The organism is Diaphorobacter ruginosibacter (genome assembly GCF_014395975.1).
GTDB classification, from domain to species: Bacteria; Pseudomonadota; Gammaproteobacteria; order Burkholderiales; family Burkholderiaceae_C; genus Diaphorobacter_A; species Diaphorobacter_A ruginosibacter.
In genome coordinates this window covers 2,925,722-2,939,659 of sequence record NZ_CP060714.1, presented here as the reverse complement: position 1 = coordinate 2,939,659, position 13,938 = coordinate 2,925,722, and the positions used below count along the sequence as shown (strand labels likewise).

Below are 13,938 nucleotides of genomic sequence, written 5' to 3'. Positions count from 1 at the left end.
TCCTAAGGAAGTTATAAGTCATCATATGACTAACATCCCGTACATGGCAAGATTGGGGAATGCCCGGGGTGGTTCGCCATCGACCGCTTGCAGGCAGGGATTTGTCAAAAGGGGGCTGCTGTGATTTCCGCGGAAGGGCGGGGCCTCTGTGTCAAGAAGCTGCCGTGCTGTGCTTTTGCGCCAGGCGCAGGCGTTCGCGCGAATTGGTCAGATGGATGCGCATGGCGGCGCGGGCCGAGTCGGCGTCCTGGCGCTCGATGGCGTTGTAGATCTCCTCGTGCTCGCGATTCACGCGGCGCAGGTAGTCGGGATTGCGTCCCGGCTCTTGGAGGGAAGTGATGCGCGTGCGCGGGATCAGCATGGCGCCGAAGTGAGCGAGGATATCGCCGAAATACGGGTTGCCCGTGGCCTGCGCGATGCCCTGGTGGAAGGCCAGGTCGTGCGTGACGGTGTCGCCGCCGGCGGCCGCGTTGTGCTCGAAGGCGCGCAGCGCCTGGCGCATGGCCTGGAGGTGTTCGGCGCTGCGGCGCTGCGCGGCCAGGCCCGCAGCCTCGGTCTCCAGGCTGATGCGCAGCTCCAGCACGGCCAGCACGTCCACTGATTCGCTGAGTTCGCGGGCGTTGAGTGTGAGGCTGGCACCCTCGCGCGCCGGCAGCACGAAGGTGCCTATGCCGTGCCGCGTCTCCACCAGGCCGGCGGCCTGCAGCTTGGAGATGGCCTCGCGCACCACGGTGCGGCTCACGTCGTAGCTGCGAACGAGTTCCGACTCGGTGGGCAGCTTGTCGCCCTCGCGCAGCAGTCCCTGGCGGATCTTGTGCTCGAACTCCTCGGACAGCAGGTTCGCCAGGCTGCGGCCATTGCGGCCGGCCTTGCCGCGCAACTGGCTCTCCACGCCAACAGGCAGGGGCCGCAGTTCGGGTAATTCCGGGGATGTGGGGTGCATGGTCGTCATCATAATCGGTCTTAAGTTATCAGACAACGTATCACAAGCATGACTTTCATCCCTCGTATGCACCGCCTGCTGCTGACCGGCGCGGCCGGCGGCCTGGGTCAGGTGTTGCGCACCATATGGCCGTTCTGCGGCGCGCTGATCTTCGCACTGGCCCTGGTCACCGTTGTGCCCGCGTTCTCGACCTGGCTGCCCGGCCTGCTCATGAAGGTCCACTGACGTTCATCCACACCTTCCTGTTCTCCATGAGTACTTCGCACGCCATCCGCCACATTCGCGTCACGCCCATTGCATTCCGCGATCCGCCGCTGCTGAACGCCGCCGGCATCCACGAGCCCTGGGCGCTGCGCTCCATCATCGAGATCGAGACGGCATCGGGACTGGTCGGCATCAATGAAAGCTACGGCGACCAGCCCATGCTCGATGCACTGGCCAAGGCCGCGCCGGCCCTGATCGGTCTGTCGCCGTGGGCGCTCAACGAAATGGAGAACCGCGTCGCGGCCCTGGTTGCGCCGCCTCGGCTCACGGCTTCGGAGTTTCTCGGCCAGCAGGTGTCGCTGGCGCCGGGCACCCATGTGTCCAAGACCGTGGCCAAGGTGGTCAGCGCCTTCGAGGTCGCCATGCTTGACCTGCAGGGCCAGCTTGCCAGGGCACCGGTGGTCGACCTGCTCGGCGGTTCCGCGCGCGAAAGCGTGCCGTTCTCGGCCTACCTGTTCTACAAGTACGCGGAGCACATCGACCGGCCCTATGCCCCGGACGCCTGGGGCGAGGCGCTGGCACCGCAGCAACTGGTGGCCCAGGCGCGGCGCATGATCGACGAATACGGCTTCCAGAGCATCAAGCTCAAGGCCGGCACGCTGCCGCCCGAGCAGGAGGCCGCGGGCATCCTGGCACTGGCCCAGGCTTTTCCCGGCCTGCCTTTGCGCATCGACCCCAACGGCAACTGGACGGTGGAGACCAGCTTGAAGATCGTGCGGCAGCTGCGCGGCGTGCTCGAGTATTACGAAGACCCGGCGCCGGGTCTGGAGGGCATGGCCGCAGTGGCGCGTGAGTGCGAGGTGCCGCTGGCCACCAACATGGTGGTTACCGACTTTGCCGAGTTCCGCCGCAATGCCGACATGGGCTGTCCGGTGAAGATCGTCTTGAGCGACCACCACTACTGGGGCGGGCTGCGCGCCACGCAGCGCCTGTCCACGCTGTGCAGCACCTTCCATCTGGGCCTGTCCATGCACAGCAACTCGCACCTCGGCGTGAGCCTGGTGGCGATGACCCACCTGTGCGCCAGCGTGCCGCAGCTCACCTACGCCTGCGATACACATTACCCGTGGCAGGACGAGGAGGTGATCGAGGGCGGACGGCTGCGGTTCGAGCAGGGCAGCCTGCGCGTGCCCGCCGCCTCGGGCCTGGGTGTCACGCTGGACCGCGAGGCGCTGGCGCGCCTGCACGACAACTACCTGCGCTGCGGAATCCGCAACCGTGACGACCTCGGGCAGATGCGCAAGTACGACCCGTCCTTCACGGGCCGGCAGCCCCGTTTTTGAGCTTTAGACCGATAAGGAGACAACCACCATGCAACGCCGTACCCTGCTGCAACGCAGCCTCGCCGCCAGCGCCCTGCTGCTCGCCGCAACCCATGTCGCCACGCCCGCGCTGGCGCAGGGCAGCTGGCCCACGGGCAAGCCCATCACCTACCTGGTGCCGTTTCCGCCCGGGGGCAACACGGACACCCTGGCGCGCGTGATCGCCCAGCCGCTGGGCAAGGCGCTGGGCACGCCGGTGGTCATCGAGAACAAAGGCGGTGCCGGCGGCAGTGTGGGGTCGGCCCTGGCCGCGCGCGCACCGGCCGACGGCTACACCATCCTGGGCGGCACCATCAGCTCGCATGCGATCAACGTGAGCCTGTATTCCAAGCTCGACTACGACCCGGTCAAGTCCTTCACGCCCATCGCCATGCTGGGCTCGGGCCCACTGGTGCTGGTCGTGCCGGCCGCAAGCCCCTACAAGACGCTGTCCGACGTGCTGGCTGGCAGCAAGGCCAAGGCGGCGACCGGCGGCCTGGCCTCGGCATCGCCCGGCAGCGGCACCTCGAACCACATGGCGATGGAACTGCTGGCCTACCAGACGGGCGTGAAGTTCACCCACGTGCCCTACAAGGGCAGCGGCCCGGCCGTGCAGGACGTGATCGGCGGCCAGGTGGACATGATGTTCGACACCGCGCTGGTCGTCGGACCGCATGTCCAGTCCGGCAAGCTGCGCCCCATCGCGGTGACCAGCTCCAAGCGCCTGGAATCGCTGCCCGACGTACCCACCATCGCCGAGGCCGGCGAGAAGGGCTTCGACATGGGCTCGTGGCAAGCGGTGTTCGCGCCCGCTGGCACGCCGGCGGCCGTCGTCGAGCGCCTGCATGCCGAGATCATGAAGATCGTCGCCACGCCCGAGGTCCAGTCCCGCCTCAAGGCCTTCGGCATGCTGCCGTCCACGATGACGCCGGCCGAGCTGGCTGAGTACCAGAAGGCCGAGGTGGCCAAGTGGGCCAAGGTCATCAAGGCCGCCGGTATCAAGGCGGATTGAATATGAGGCACCCCCTGAGCGGCTGCGCCGCTTCCCCCTCTCTCTTCGGGAGGGGGACGACCTCATCGGTGCGGGGCGGCCCTTCCTCGGTGTCCCCTGATGGCGCGCGCCAGTTGCATGAACCACAGACGGCGCGAAGCGCTCATAGAAAACCGAAATGAGATCCTCATGAGTAGCCCGACCCCGCTCTCCATCGCCATGCACCCGGCGGACAACGTGGCCATCATCGCCAATGACGGCGGTCTGCCGGTCGGCACCGTTCTGCCCTCGGGCCTGGTGCTGCGTGACCAGGTGCCGCAGGCACACAAGGTGGCACTGGTGGACATCCCCGAAGGCGGCGCGGTGCGTCGCTACAACGTGGTCATTGGCTACGCGCTCAAGGCCATTGCGGCCGGCAGCTGGGTGCATGAGCGGCTGCTGCGGATGCCCGAGGCGCGTTCGCTGGAGGGTCTGCCCGTCTCCACCGTCAAGCCACCGGTCATGGAGCGGCTTGAGGGCTATACCTTCGAGGGCTACCGCAATGCCGACGGCAGCGTCGGCACGCGCAACATCCTGGGCATCACCACCACGGTGCAATGCGTGGCAGGCGTGCTCGACTTCGCGGTGCGCCGCATCAAGGCGGAGTTGCTGCCACGGTATCCCCACGTGGATGACGTGGTCGGGCTGGAGCACAGCTATGGCTGCGGCGTAGCCATCGATGCCGTGGGCGCCGAGATACCGCAGCGAACGCTGCGCAACATCAGCCGCAACCCGAATTTCGGCGGCGAGGTCATGGTGGTCAGTCTGGGCTGCGAGAAGCTGCAGCCCGAGCGCCTGCTGCCGCCGGGCTCGTTTCCCATCGTCGACGAACGCGAGCCCGCGCTGGATGTGGTCTGCCTGCAGGACGAGGCCCATGTGGGTTTCATGTCCATGATCGACTCCATCATGGACAGCGCGCAGGCGCACCTGGAGCGCCTGAACCGGCGCCGGCGGGAGACCGTGCCCGCCAGCGCCCTGGTGGTGGGTGTGCAGTGCGGCGGCAGCGATGCCTTCAGCGGCGTCACCGCCAACCCGGCCGTAGGCTTTTGCACCGACCTGCTGGTGCGTGCAGGCGCCACCGTCATGTTCAGCGAAGTGACCGAGGTGCGCGACGGGATCGATCAGCTCACCTCGCGCGCGTCCAGCCCGGAAGTGGCCCAGGCCATGATCGAGGAGATGGCCTGGTACGACGCCTACCTCGACAAGGGCAGGGTAGACCGCAGCGCCAATACCACGCCTGGCAACAAGAAGGGCGGCCTGTCGAACATCGTCGAGAAGGCGATGGGCTCCATCATCAAGAGCGGCACCGCGCCCATCACCGGCGTGCTGTCGCCGGGGCAGCGGCTGGCGGACCGCGGCATCGAAGGCGGCCTGGTCTACGCGGCCACGCCGGCCAGCGACTTCATCTGCGGCACGCTGCAGCTGGCTGCCGGCATGAACCTGCATGTGTTCACCACCGGGCGCGGCACGCCCTATGGGCTGGCGCAGGTGCCAGTGATCAAGGTGGCCACGCGCAGCGATCTGGCGCGGCGCTGGCACGACCTGATGGACCTGAACGCCGGGCGCATCGCCGACGGCGAGGCCACGATCGAGGACATCGGTTGGGAGATGTTCCGGCTCATGCTCGATGTGGCGAGCGGCAGGAAAAAAACCTGGGCCGAGCAGTGGAAGCTGCACAACGCGCTGGTGCTGTTCAACCCGGCACCGGTGACCTGAATCTTGAAGGGAAGCACATCATGAGAGCTAATCGACTGAAGGAAATCTGGCAGAGCGGCGGCGCCGCCGTCAATGGCTGGCTGGCCATACCGAACGGCTTTGCGGCCGAGACCATGGCCCATCAGGGCTGGGACACGCTGACGATCGACATGCAGCACGGCGTGGTCGACTACCAGGCCATGGTTTCCATGCTGCAGGCCATCTCGACCACGGCCACGGTGCCCGTCGTGCGTGTGCCGTGGCTGGAACCCGGCGTCATCATGAAGACGCTGGATGCCGGTGCCTACGGTGTGATCTGCCCCATGGTCAACACCCGCGAGGACGCGCAAAAGCTCGTGGCCTACAGCCACTATGCGCCGCGCGGCACGCGCAGCTTCGGGCCGGTGCGGGCGTTGCTCTACAGCGGCGCCGACTATCCCGCGCATGCCAATGACACCATCGTGACCTTCGCGATGATAGAGACCGCGCAGGCACTGGACAACCTGGACGCCATCATGAGCGTGGAGGGGCTGGACGCGGTCTACATCGGGCCCAGCGATCTGTCGCTGTCGCTGGGTTGCCGGCCTGTGTTCGACGGGCTGGACCCGAAGGCGCAGCAGGCCGTGGATCACATCCTGGAGCGTGCCAAGGCCCATGGCCTGGTGGCAGGCATCCATAACGGCACACCTGAGAGCGCGCTGGAGCGAATCGCCAAGGGCTTCCAGTTCACCACCGTGAGCTCCGACGCGCGGCTGATGGCCGCCGGTTCGCAGCAGATCCTGCAGACCATGCGCGCGGGCTCCACTACGGCGGTGCCCGCGCCGGCCTCGGGTGCGTATTGAATTTTCATTAGCAAGGAACACGACATGAAGCTCGGATTTATCGGCCTCGGCATCATGGGCACGCCCATGGCACTGAACCTCGTCAACGCAGGCCACACTGTCTACGTGAGCGCGGCCCGCCGCGTGCCGGATGCGATCAAGGACTCGGCAGCCATTCCCTGCACCACGGTGCAGGAAGTGGCCAGCAATGCCGAGGTGATATTTCTGATGGTGCCCGACACGCCGGACGTCGAGTCGGTGCTGTTCGGCGAGAACGGGGTGGCGGCTGCGCTGGGCCAGGGGGGCGAGCGCAAGGTGGTTGTGGACATGAGCTCGATCTCGCCCATGGCCACCAAGGCCTTCGCGCAGAAGATCAATGCGCTGGGCGCGGACTACGTCGATGCACCGGTGTCCGGCGGCGAGGTGGGCGCGAAGGCAGCCTCGCTGACCATCATGTGCGGCGGCGAACCGGCGGTGTTCGAAAGGGTGCGGCCGCTGCTTGAGAAGATGGGCAAGAACATCACCCTGGTGGGGGGCAACGGCGACGGCCAGACCACCAAGGTGGCGAACCAGATCATCGTCGCGCTGAATATCGCGGCTGTGGGCGAGGCACTGCTGTTTGCCAGCAAGGCCGGTGCCGACCCGGCCAAGGTGCGCGAGGCACTGATGGGCGGCTTCGCGTCCAGCCGGATCCTCGAGGTCCATGGCGAGCGCATGATCAAGCGCACTTTTGCTCCGGGCTTTCGCATCCGCCTGCACCAGAAGGACCTGGGCCTGGCGCTGCAGGGAGCGCGTGAACTGGGGCTCGCGCTGCCGCAGACCGCCGGAGCCGCACAGCTGATGCAGGCCTGTGCCGCCAACGGCGATGCCGAACTGGACCACTCCGCGCTGGTGAAGGCGCTGGAGCTGATGGGGGCCCACGACGTGGCTTGAGTCCGGCCTGGGCCCTCGGGCACATCGATGCAAGGCTCCCTAGCTCGCGAGCAGGAAGTCCTCGATCAGCCGGGCCACGGCCTGGGGCTGGTCATGGTGCAGCATGTGCCCAGCGTCCATCACCTGGGCCGAGCGCACGTCGGGTACGTGGCGCAGGCGCTCGTGGTACTCCTGCAGCGAATACTTTCCGTTCGACCACTTCGCGATGTGGTTCTCCTCGGCCTCCACCGAAAGCACCGGGGCTGTGATGGCCGCGTAGAGGGCCAGCATTTCCTCGACGCGGAACAGCATGGGCGTGACGATCTTGTGGGCCGAGGCACCAAGGATGTTCCACTGCCCATCGGCACCTTGCGACGCCCAGTGCCCGGCGAGCCAGCGCGCCTTGTCGGGCGTGATGCGCGGGTTGGTCTTCATCAGCCGGGCCGCAACGCCTTCCAGGCTGTCGTAGGGACGCATCTGCAGGTCGCCGCGCTCATGCTGCCGCAGCTCATCCATCCAGCGCGCATAGCGCCTGGGCGCCTCGAAAGGCTGGGTGGCGGCAAGGCCGAAGCCTTCGAGATTCACCAGGCGGCGGATGCGGCCCGCGCGGGCGCCTGCATACATCATGCTCACATTGCCGCCCATGCTGTGGCCCACCAGATCGACTGGCGCGTCGGGGGAGAAATGGTCGATCAGGTGGTCGAGGTCGGCCAGGTAGTCGGCGAACACGTAGTGGTCCGTGGGCACCTCGGGCATGGAATGCCCGAAGCCGCGCCAGTCGGGGGCGATGATGAGGCGCCCCTCGGCAAATGCCTGGCCGAACGCATCGACCACGAACTGGTAGGACGCGCCGACGTCCATCCAGCCATGCACCATGACCAGCGGCGGCAGGCCGGGCTGGCGCGCTTGCGGGTCACCCCAGACGCGCACGTTGTAGCGCATGGTGCGCACGGGAACGGAGAGCTGCTGGGCGGGGCGGAGTTCTGTGTACATGATTGCCATTGTCGATGCGTTGTCGAAGTCATGGGCGCGGCTGGGGTGTCGCCATTGTTTCCGGGCAGGGGCGGCCTGCGCCATGGCGCATTGTTGACTATCATTTGGCTGTGCGCTCGAGCCTGCTCGCGCATTCCATTTCCATAGCGCATCGTGGCCACGGGCCGAACCGTGGGGCTGCGCCTTTCCGTTTTCCGTTGATTGAAATTCCATGCGTCAGACCATGCATCAGATATCCCTGGGGCAAAGCGACCTGAAGGTCACCCCCATCTGCCTCGGCACCATGACCTTCGGCGAGCAGGTGTCGCAGGCCACCTCGCACGCCATCCTGGACCGGGCCCTCGAGCGCGGCGTGAACTTCATCGACACGGCCGAGATGTATGCCGTGCCCACGCGGGCCGAGACCTTCGGTGCCACCGAGACCTATATCGGGAACTGGTTTGCGGCCAACCCGGGAGTGCGCGAGCGCGTGGTGCTGGCCAGCAAGGTGGCCGGACCGTCGCGCGCCACGCCCTGGGTGCGCGAAGGCGCGGGCATGACCGCTGCCGACATCGTCGCCTCGTGCGAGGCCAGCCTCCGGCGCCTGCGCACCGACGTGATCGACCTCTACCAGATCCACTGGCCCGAGCGCCATGTGCCCGCGTTCGGGCAGATGTACTACCAGCCCGAGAAGGAGAGCAGCCAGACCCCGATCCTCGAGCAATTGCAGGCGCTGGCACGCCTGGTGCGCGAGGGCAAGGTGCGCTACATCGGCCTGTCCAACGAGACGCCCTATGGCGTGCACGAGTTCGTGCGGCTTGCCGAACAGCTGGGCCTGCCGCGCGTGGTGTCGGTGCAGAACCCGTACTCCCTGCTCAACCGCAGCTGGGAAAACGCAATGGACGAGACCTGCCATCGCCTGGGGGTCTCGCTGCTGGCCTACTCGCCCCTGGGCTACGGCCTGCTGAGCGGCAAGTATGACCACAGCGGCACAACCGGCGTGGGGGCTCCGGCAACGGCGCGCCTCACGATGTTCGAGTCGATGCGCAAGCAGCGCTGGGGCCGCAGGGAGTCGTGGGAGACCAGCAAGCTCTACAACCAGCTTGCGCGCGACAACGGCCTCACACCGACGCAGATGGCGCTCGCGTTCTGCTACACCAAGTGGCAGGTGGCGAGCACCATCCTCGGCGTGACCACGGTCGAGCAACTGGACGAGGACATCGACGTCTGGGGCACCACGCTCAGTGCGGAACTGCTGGGCGAGATCGATGCCATCCGCAAGCAATACCGCGATCCGGCGCAGTGACCGGCCCGGGAACGGAATGACGGGAAGAAAAGAAAGAAGAGAAAGAAGAGCATGGCCAGGAAGGACAAATCGTCGCATGTGAGCGAGACGCCGGCGACGCAGCTGCTGCGGGCCCGCCGCGTGGAGTTCACCGAGCATCCCTACGAGTATGTCGAGCACGGGGGCACCGAGCAGAGTGCGCTGTCCCTCGGGCTCGATGAACACACCGTCGTGAAGACGCTGGTGATGCAGGATCAGGATGCGAAGCCGTTGATCGTGCTGATGCATGGCGACTGCAAGGTCTCCACCAAGAACCTCGCGCGGCAGATCGGCGCCAAGAGCGTCGAGCCCTGCAAGCCCGAGGTGGCGAACCGGCACAGCGGCTACCTGGTGGGCGGCACCTCGCCGTTCGGCACGAAGAAGGACATGCCTGTCTATATCGAGCAGACGATCCTGGAGCTGCCGCGCATCGCCATCAACGGCGGACGGCGCGGATTTCTGGTGCAGCTGGACCCACGGGTTTGTGTGGATCTGCTCGGCGCCACGCCGGTGCAGTGCGCGCTGGCAGAATAGGGGCCCGCGCATTTTCTTTTTCACCCTCCAGCGACCAGACCTCCGTGAGCTCCACCGTACTTTCCATCATCGTCACCATCGCGGCCTATCTTGTGGGCTCGCTGTCGTTTGCAGTCATCGTCAGCAAGCTGATGGGGCTGAACGACCCGCGTACCTATGGAAGCGGCAACCCGGGGGCGACCAACGTGCTGCGATCGGGCAGCAAGGCGGCAGCGATCCTGACGTTGCTGCTGGATGCGGTCAAGGGCTGGCTTCCGGTGGCGCTGGTGCACTGGTTCGGCGGTCCCCATGGATTGGAGGAGGGCACCATCGCCGCGGTGGGCCTGGCGGCTTTCCTCGGCCACCTGTGGCCTGTGTTCTTCAAGTTCAAGGGCGGCAAGGGCGTGGCGACGGCGGCCGGTGTGCTGATTGGAATCAGCGGCTGGCTGGGCCTTGCAACGCTTGCAAGCTGGCTGATCATCGCGGTGTTCTTCCGATACTCCTCGCTGGCCTCGCTGGTGGCTGCGGTGTTTGCACCGTTCTTCTATGTGCTGGGCGGCGGGGTGGCCTGGGTCATGGATGCGCGCATCGGCGTGTCGATCGCCATCATGTCGGGCCTGCTTGTGTGGCGCCACAAGGAAAACATCGGGCGGCTGCTGGCCGGCAAGGAGTCGAAGATCGGCTCCAAGAAGAAGGTCTGAGCAACACGGGCAGCCCGCCGCCGACGCGCCTCACGCGGCGGTGGCGCTCAGGTGGCGGCTGGCCGCCATCAGGCCCAGACGCACCATCGTGTAGTGATTCGTGCCCATGCTCACCGCGCTGCTCGGCAGGGCGCTCTGCACCCGTGGCCTGCCTTGCGAGGTGAAGTGCAGTCCGGGTTCCGGATAGGGTTCGCCGTCGGCATCCAGCAGGCTGGCCACCACGGGAAAGCTCGTCGATTCACCACGGCGCAGCACGATGGCCGTGTCGCCGTTGTCCAGCTTCACGAAGGTTCCTGGCGGGCACAGGCCGATCGTGCGCTCGAGCAGGGAGCCCACCTCGTTGGCCTGTGACGTGTTCTTGCCGAGCAGCGTGCGGATGGATTCCGTCGCGCTGCGCCCTGCACGCGTACGGCGCGGGCTGATGAAGGCAACATAGCGGTCGACCGTCGCGAGAATGTGGGTCAGTCGTTCCTCGGCCTGAAGGTTCCTGAGTGGATCGCGCGCACGTTCGTGCTGCGGGGCGTGGTGGTAGGCCACTGCGTCGAGCCACAGGTCGTCGCTTACGCCCACCTGCTCAAGCAGTGCCATGCCGCGCTCGGCGTGGCGATTGACGGCCTCCTGCTGCTGGGCGGAGATCGGCTCGCTGCGCTCCGCCAACTCGTCCTGCAGGCGCGTCATGCCGACGTTCATGGTGAATGCCGCACGGACCAGTGAGTCGCGCTCGCGGCGTGCCAGGCCCAGCTCCTGGGCGAGGATGTGGCAGAGTGCCGCGCACACCAGCGCGTGCGATGCGCTGTAGCCGGTGCCGTTGGTGGCCGCGAGCTGGAATATCAGGTACAGCGTCGAGTCGACATCGCGCGCGACCAGGTCCTGCAGCCACTGGTCGCATTGGCACACCTTGGCGGTGAAGTCTGCCGTCTGCCGGGGATGGTGCAGCACAAAAGCCAGCGCGGCCTGCAGATCGCCCCATTGGGCGAGCAGTTCCTCATACTCGTTGGCAGGGGTCGAATCGGCAATGGTCCCGGGAAGCTGGCTCATGGCAAGAATGTGGTTCTTCCTGTGGCGATCGGCGGCAGTCTATTTCTTCTCCAGCACCATCTCGTCGTTCGTGCGGGTCATCTGGAACGCGTTCAGGAAGCTGTTGCCCAGCAGCACGTAGGGCATGGGCTGGGGCACGACCACGGCGTCCACGTTGCGCAGCTCGATATCGCCCGCGCGCACGCTCTGCAGCACCACGCGGTGCGCCCGCACGGTGCCGTTGCCGGTGCCGATCATGATCTGCTGGCCGTTCTCGAACTGCACGCCCATGCGCCTGGCCTCCGACTGGCTGAAGGCGACCGAGGTGGCGCCCGTGTCCACCATGTAGCGCATGACCTGGCCGTTGATCAGCCCCGAGTTCATGAAGTGCCCGCGCGAGTCGGCCTTCAGCACCAGGCGCTGCTTGCCACTGCCGGCCGTGGGGCTGATGTTCACCGGCGTATCGCCCATGCGCAGGGTCTGGCGCACGCCGCCGGATTCGACGACGGCGCTGTCGCCCGAGATGGAGACGACCTTGATGCCGCTGACCGATTCACCCGCGCCGAGCGTGCGCGGTGCGTTGCCGTCGATGACCAGCAGCGCCTTGCTGCCCAGGACGCCGACCAGGGTGGCCTGCTGCGCGAGGGCGGGCGTGGCAAGGCATGCGAGCAGCAGCGCGGCGGCGGATGCCGCACGGGCGAAAGAGCCGGAGTATCCGAGGGTGGTGCTCATGGCGCCGGGCAGGGGAGGTCAGTCACGGAAGTTGTCGAAGGACAGCGGCAGGTCGGTGATGTCCTTGCGGATCAGCGCCATGGCGGCCTGCAGGTCGTCGCGCTTGGCACCCGTCACGCGCACCTTTTCTTCCTGGATGGCGGCCTGCAGCTTGAGCTTGCTTTCCTTGATCAGCTTCTGCAGCTTCTTGGCGTTCTCGCTGTCGATGCCGTTGCGCACCTTCACGGTTTGCTTGAGCTTGTCGCCGCCGATCTTCTGCGGCTTGCCGATGTCGAGGAAACGCACGTCCACGTTGCGCTTGGTGAGCTTGTTGCGCAGGATGTCCTCGACCTGCTGGAGCTGGAAGTCGGCGTCGCCGAACAAGGTGATTTCCTTGTCCTTGAGCTCGATGCCGGCGGAGGTGCCCTTGAAATCGAAGCGTGTCCCGATTTCCTTGGCGGTGTTTTCCACGGCGTTCTTCACTTCGACGAAATTGGCTTCAAGAACGGTATCAAAAGATGGCATGGCTTGACTTTGGGGTGATCTGCAGGGAAACCCGGAGGCGTGCGCGTCCGGGTGCGACAATTGGGTCGATGTTAGTCGAGAACAACGTTCCTCTCCAGCAATACAACACCTTTGGCATCGTCGCCAAGGCCCATACGCTCGTGCGAGCCCATTCCGTGGACGATGTACGGGCGCTGATCGCCAGTCCCGATCTGGCGGGCCAGCCCGTGTTCGTGCTGGGCGGGGGCAGCAATATCGTGATCACCGGCGATGTGAAGCCGGTGGTGCTGAAGATGGAAATCAAGGGCCTGCGCCTGGCCGGGGAAACCGACAGGGCGTGGATTGTGGAGGCTGGCGCCGGCGAGGTCTGGCACGAGGCTGTGGCCTGGACCATCGCCCAGGGCTACCCGGGCCTGGAGAACATGGCACTGATTCCGGGAACCGTGGGCGCGGCGCCGGTGCAGAACATCGGTGCGTACGGTGTGGAGCTCCAGGATCGCTTCGACTCGCTTGACGCCGTCGACCTGGCCACTGGCAAGACCTTCACGCTGAATGCGGCGCAGTGCGCCTTCAGCTACCGCGACTCCATCTTCAAGCATGCGCCGTCGGCGGCCGGCGAGTACAGCGACCTGCCGCGCGGCATGGGCCTGGCAGGCCGCGCGGTGATCACGCATGTGCGCTTTCGCCTGCCCAAGCAGTGGAAGCCCGATCTGGGCTATGCGGACCTCGAGCGAAAGATGGCCGAGAGCGGCATCACCGAGCCGACGCCCCGGCAGATCTTCGACTGGGTCTGCGAGATCCGCCGCGCCAAGCTTCCCGATCCGGTCGTGATCGGCAATGCCGGCAGCTTCTTCAAGAACCCGACGGTCACCGAATACCAGTGCACCGACATCATTGCGCGCGAGCCCAAGATCGTCCACTACCCGATGCCGGACGGCTCGATCAAGCTGGCCGCGGGCTGGCTGATCGACGCCTGCGGCTGGAAGGGCAAGTCCATCGGCAAGGCAGGCGTCTACGAGAAACAGGCGCTGGTGCTGGTCAATCGCGGCAACGGCGAGGACAGCGTGACAGGCGGTGAGGTGATGACGCTGGCCAAGGCGATCCAGACCAGCGTCTACGAGCGCTTCGGCATCCGACTGGAACCCGAGCCGGTCGTGGTCTGAAAACGGAAAGCCGCGCAGGCAAGGTGCCGCGCGGCTTTTTCCGCTGTTTCCCACATCCTCTTGTCAG

15 protein-coding genes are annotated in these 13,938 nt (G+C 66.2%); 10 read left to right on the top strand and 5 right to left on the bottom strand.

The window, feature by feature from the left end; genetic code table 11:
* Positions 1-151: 151 nt before the first annotated feature.
* Positions 152-943, bottom strand: coding sequence for a FadR/GntR family transcriptional regulator (locus tag H9K76_RS13310; RefSeq protein ID WP_246475004.1), 792 nt, complete (start codon positions 941-943; stop codon positions 152-154).
* 48 nt (positions 944-991) lie between these two features.
* Between H9K76_RS13310 and H9K76_RS13305 the strand changes: the two genes are divergently transcribed.
* The 6 genes from H9K76_RS13305 to H9K76_RS13280 all read left to right on the top strand — a co-directional run bounded on the left by H9K76_RS13305 (position 992) and on the right by H9K76_RS13280 (position 6,987).
* Positions 992-1,168, top strand: coding sequence for a hypothetical protein (locus H9K76_RS13305; protein WP_187600817.1), 177 nt, complete (start codon positions 992-994; stop codon positions 1,166-1,168).
* 26 nt (positions 1,169-1,194) lie between these two features.
* Complete coding sequence (locus tag H9K76_RS13300) at positions 1,195-2,490, top strand: glucarate dehydratase family protein (protein ID WP_187595892.1); 1,296 nt, start codon at positions 1,195-1,197, stop codon at positions 2,488-2,490.
* A 28-nt stretch (positions 2,491-2,518) separates the two neighbouring features.
* A complete protein-coding gene (locus H9K76_RS13295) occupies positions 2,519-3,520 on the top strand; it encodes a Bug family tripartite tricarboxylate transporter substrate binding protein (RefSeq protein ID WP_187595891.1) in 1,002 nt (333 codons plus the stop codon).
* Between the two features lie 168 nt (positions 3,521-3,688).
* The gene (gene garD / locus H9K76_RS13290; protein ID WP_187595890.1) at positions 3,689-5,254 is read left to right on the top strand and encodes a galactarate dehydratase; all 1,566 of its coding nucleotides are present in this window, start codon (positions 3,689-3,691) and stop codon (positions 5,252-5,254) included.
* 20 nt (positions 5,255-5,274) lie between these two features.
* Positions 5,275-6,075 carry an HpcH/HpaI aldolase family protein gene (locus H9K76_RS13285; RefSeq protein ID WP_187595889.1) on the top strand — a complete coding sequence of 267 codons (801 nt, stop codon included), beginning with the start codon at positions 5,275-5,277 and terminating at the stop codon, positions 6,073-6,075.
* A gap of 24 nt (positions 6,076-6,099) precedes the next feature.
* A complete protein-coding gene (locus H9K76_RS13280) occupies positions 6,100-6,987 on the top strand; it encodes a 2-hydroxy-3-oxopropionate reductase (RefSeq protein WP_187595888.1) in 888 nt (295 codons plus the stop codon).
* A 39-nt stretch (positions 6,988-7,026) separates the two neighbouring features.
* On the opposite strand, the gene H9K76_RS13275 is transcribed toward H9K76_RS13280, so the two are convergent.
* Positions 7,027-7,959 carry an alpha/beta fold hydrolase gene (locus H9K76_RS13275; protein ID WP_187595887.1) on the bottom strand — a complete coding sequence of 311 codons (933 nt, stop codon included), beginning with the start codon at positions 7,957-7,959 and terminating at the stop codon, positions 7,027-7,029.
* Between the two features lie 223 nt (positions 7,960-8,182).
* On the opposite strand from H9K76_RS13275, the gene H9K76_RS13270 reads away from it, so the two are divergent.
* Genes H9K76_RS13270 through plsY form a run of 3 tightly spaced genes read left to right on the top strand, consistent with a single transcriptional unit; the run spans position 8,183 to position 10,476 of the window.
* Positions 8,183-9,244 carry an aldo/keto reductase gene (locus H9K76_RS13270; RefSeq protein ID WP_187595886.1) on the top strand — a complete coding sequence of 354 codons (1,062 nt, stop codon included), beginning with the start codon at positions 8,183-8,185 and terminating at the stop codon, positions 9,242-9,244.
* Between the two features lie 51 nt (positions 9,245-9,295).
* Positions 9,296-9,796: a Cys-tRNA(Pro) deacylase gene (ybaK, locus tag H9K76_RS13265; RefSeq protein WP_187595885.1), complete on the top strand. Its 501-nt coding sequence runs from the start codon at positions 9,296-9,298 to the stop codon at positions 9,794-9,796.
* Positions 9,797-9,840: 44 nt separating this feature from the next.
* Entirely contained in the window at positions 9,841-10,476 is a 636-nt protein-coding gene (gene plsY, locus H9K76_RS13260) for a glycerol-3-phosphate 1-O-acyltransferase PlsY (RefSeq protein WP_187595884.1), read from the top strand.
* A gap of 30 nt (positions 10,477-10,506) precedes the next feature.
* Here the strand turns inward: plsY and H9K76_RS13255 are convergent, their stop codons facing one another.
* The 3 genes from H9K76_RS13255 to H9K76_RS13245 are packed head-to-tail and all read right to left on the bottom strand — an operon-like array spanning position 10,507 to position 12,729.
* Positions 10,507-11,514: an HD-GYP domain-containing protein gene (locus tag H9K76_RS13255; RefSeq protein ID WP_187595883.1), complete on the bottom strand. Its 1,008-nt coding sequence runs from the start codon at positions 11,512-11,514 to the stop codon at positions 10,507-10,509.
* Positions 11,515-11,553: 39 nt separating this feature from the next.
* Positions 11,554-12,225: a retropepsin-like aspartic protease family protein gene (locus H9K76_RS13250; RefSeq protein WP_187595882.1), complete on the bottom strand. Its 672-nt coding sequence runs from the start codon at positions 12,223-12,225 to the stop codon at positions 11,554-11,556.
* Between the two features lie 18 nt (positions 12,226-12,243).
* Positions 12,244-12,729 carry a YajQ family cyclic di-GMP-binding protein gene (locus tag H9K76_RS13245; protein WP_187595881.1) on the bottom strand — a complete coding sequence of 162 codons (486 nt, stop codon included), beginning with the start codon at positions 12,727-12,729 and terminating at the stop codon, positions 12,244-12,246.
* 68 nt (positions 12,730-12,797) lie between these two features.
* Between H9K76_RS13245 and murB the strand changes: the two genes are divergently transcribed.
* Positions 12,798-13,871: a UDP-N-acetylmuramate dehydrogenase gene (gene murB, locus H9K76_RS13240; RefSeq protein ID WP_187595880.1), complete on the top strand. Its 1,074-nt coding sequence runs from the start codon at positions 12,798-12,800 to the stop codon at positions 13,869-13,871.
* Positions 13,872-13,938 lie beyond the last annotated feature (67 nt).

What these genes read in the sequence shown, in the direction of transcription:
- H9K76_RS13255 (WP_187595883.1), bottom strand. Translation starts at nt 11,514, where the DNA reads ATGAGCCAGCTTCCCGGGACCATTGCCGATTCGACCCCTGCCAACGAG.
- murB (WP_187595880.1), top strand. Translation starts at nt 12,798, where the DNA reads ATGTTAGTCGAGAACAACGTTCCTCTCCAGCAATACAACACCTTTGGC.
- garD (WP_187595890.1), top strand. Translation starts at nt 3,689, where the DNA reads ATGAGTAGCCCGACCCCGCTCTCCATCGCCATGCACCCGGCGGACAAC.
- ybaK (WP_187595885.1), top strand. Translation starts at nt 9,296, where the DNA reads ATGGCCAGGAAGGACAAATCGTCGCATGTGAGCGAGACGCCGGCGACG.
- H9K76_RS13270 (WP_187595886.1), top strand. Translation starts at nt 8,183, where the DNA reads ATGCATCAGATATCCCTGGGGCAAAGCGACCTGAAGGTCACCCCCATC.
- H9K76_RS13250 (WP_187595882.1), bottom strand. Translation starts at nt 12,225, where the DNA reads ATGAGCACCACCCTCGGATACTCCGGCTCTTTCGCCCGTGCGGCATCC.
- H9K76_RS13295 (WP_187595891.1), top strand. Translation starts at nt 2,519, where the DNA reads ATGCAACGCCGTACCCTGCTGCAACGCAGCCTCGCCGCCAGCGCCCTG.
- H9K76_RS13300 (WP_187595892.1), top strand. Translation starts at nt 1,195, where the DNA reads ATGAGTACTTCGCACGCCATCCGCCACATTCGCGTCACGCCCATTGCA.
- H9K76_RS13275 (WP_187595887.1), bottom strand. Translation starts at nt 7,959, where the DNA reads ATGTACACAGAACTCCGCCCCGCCCAGCAGCTCTCCGTTCCCGTGCGC.
- H9K76_RS13245 (WP_187595881.1), bottom strand. Translation starts at nt 12,729, where the DNA reads ATGCCATCTTTTGATACCGTTCTTGAAGCCAATTTCGTCGAAGTGAAG.
- H9K76_RS13310 (WP_246475004.1), bottom strand. Translation starts at nt 943, where the DNA reads ATGCACCCCACATCCCCGGAATTACCCGAACTGCGGCCCCTGCCTGTT.
- H9K76_RS13285 (WP_187595889.1), top strand. Translation starts at nt 5,275, where the DNA reads ATGAGAGCTAATCGACTGAAGGAAATCTGGCAGAGCGGCGGCGCCGCC.
- H9K76_RS13280 (WP_187595888.1), top strand. Translation starts at nt 6,100, where the DNA reads ATGAAGCTCGGATTTATCGGCCTCGGCATCATGGGCACGCCCATGGCA.
- H9K76_RS13305 (WP_187600817.1), top strand. Translation starts at nt 992, where the DNA reads ATGACTTTCATCCCTCGTATGCACCGCCTGCTGCTGACCGGCGCGGCC.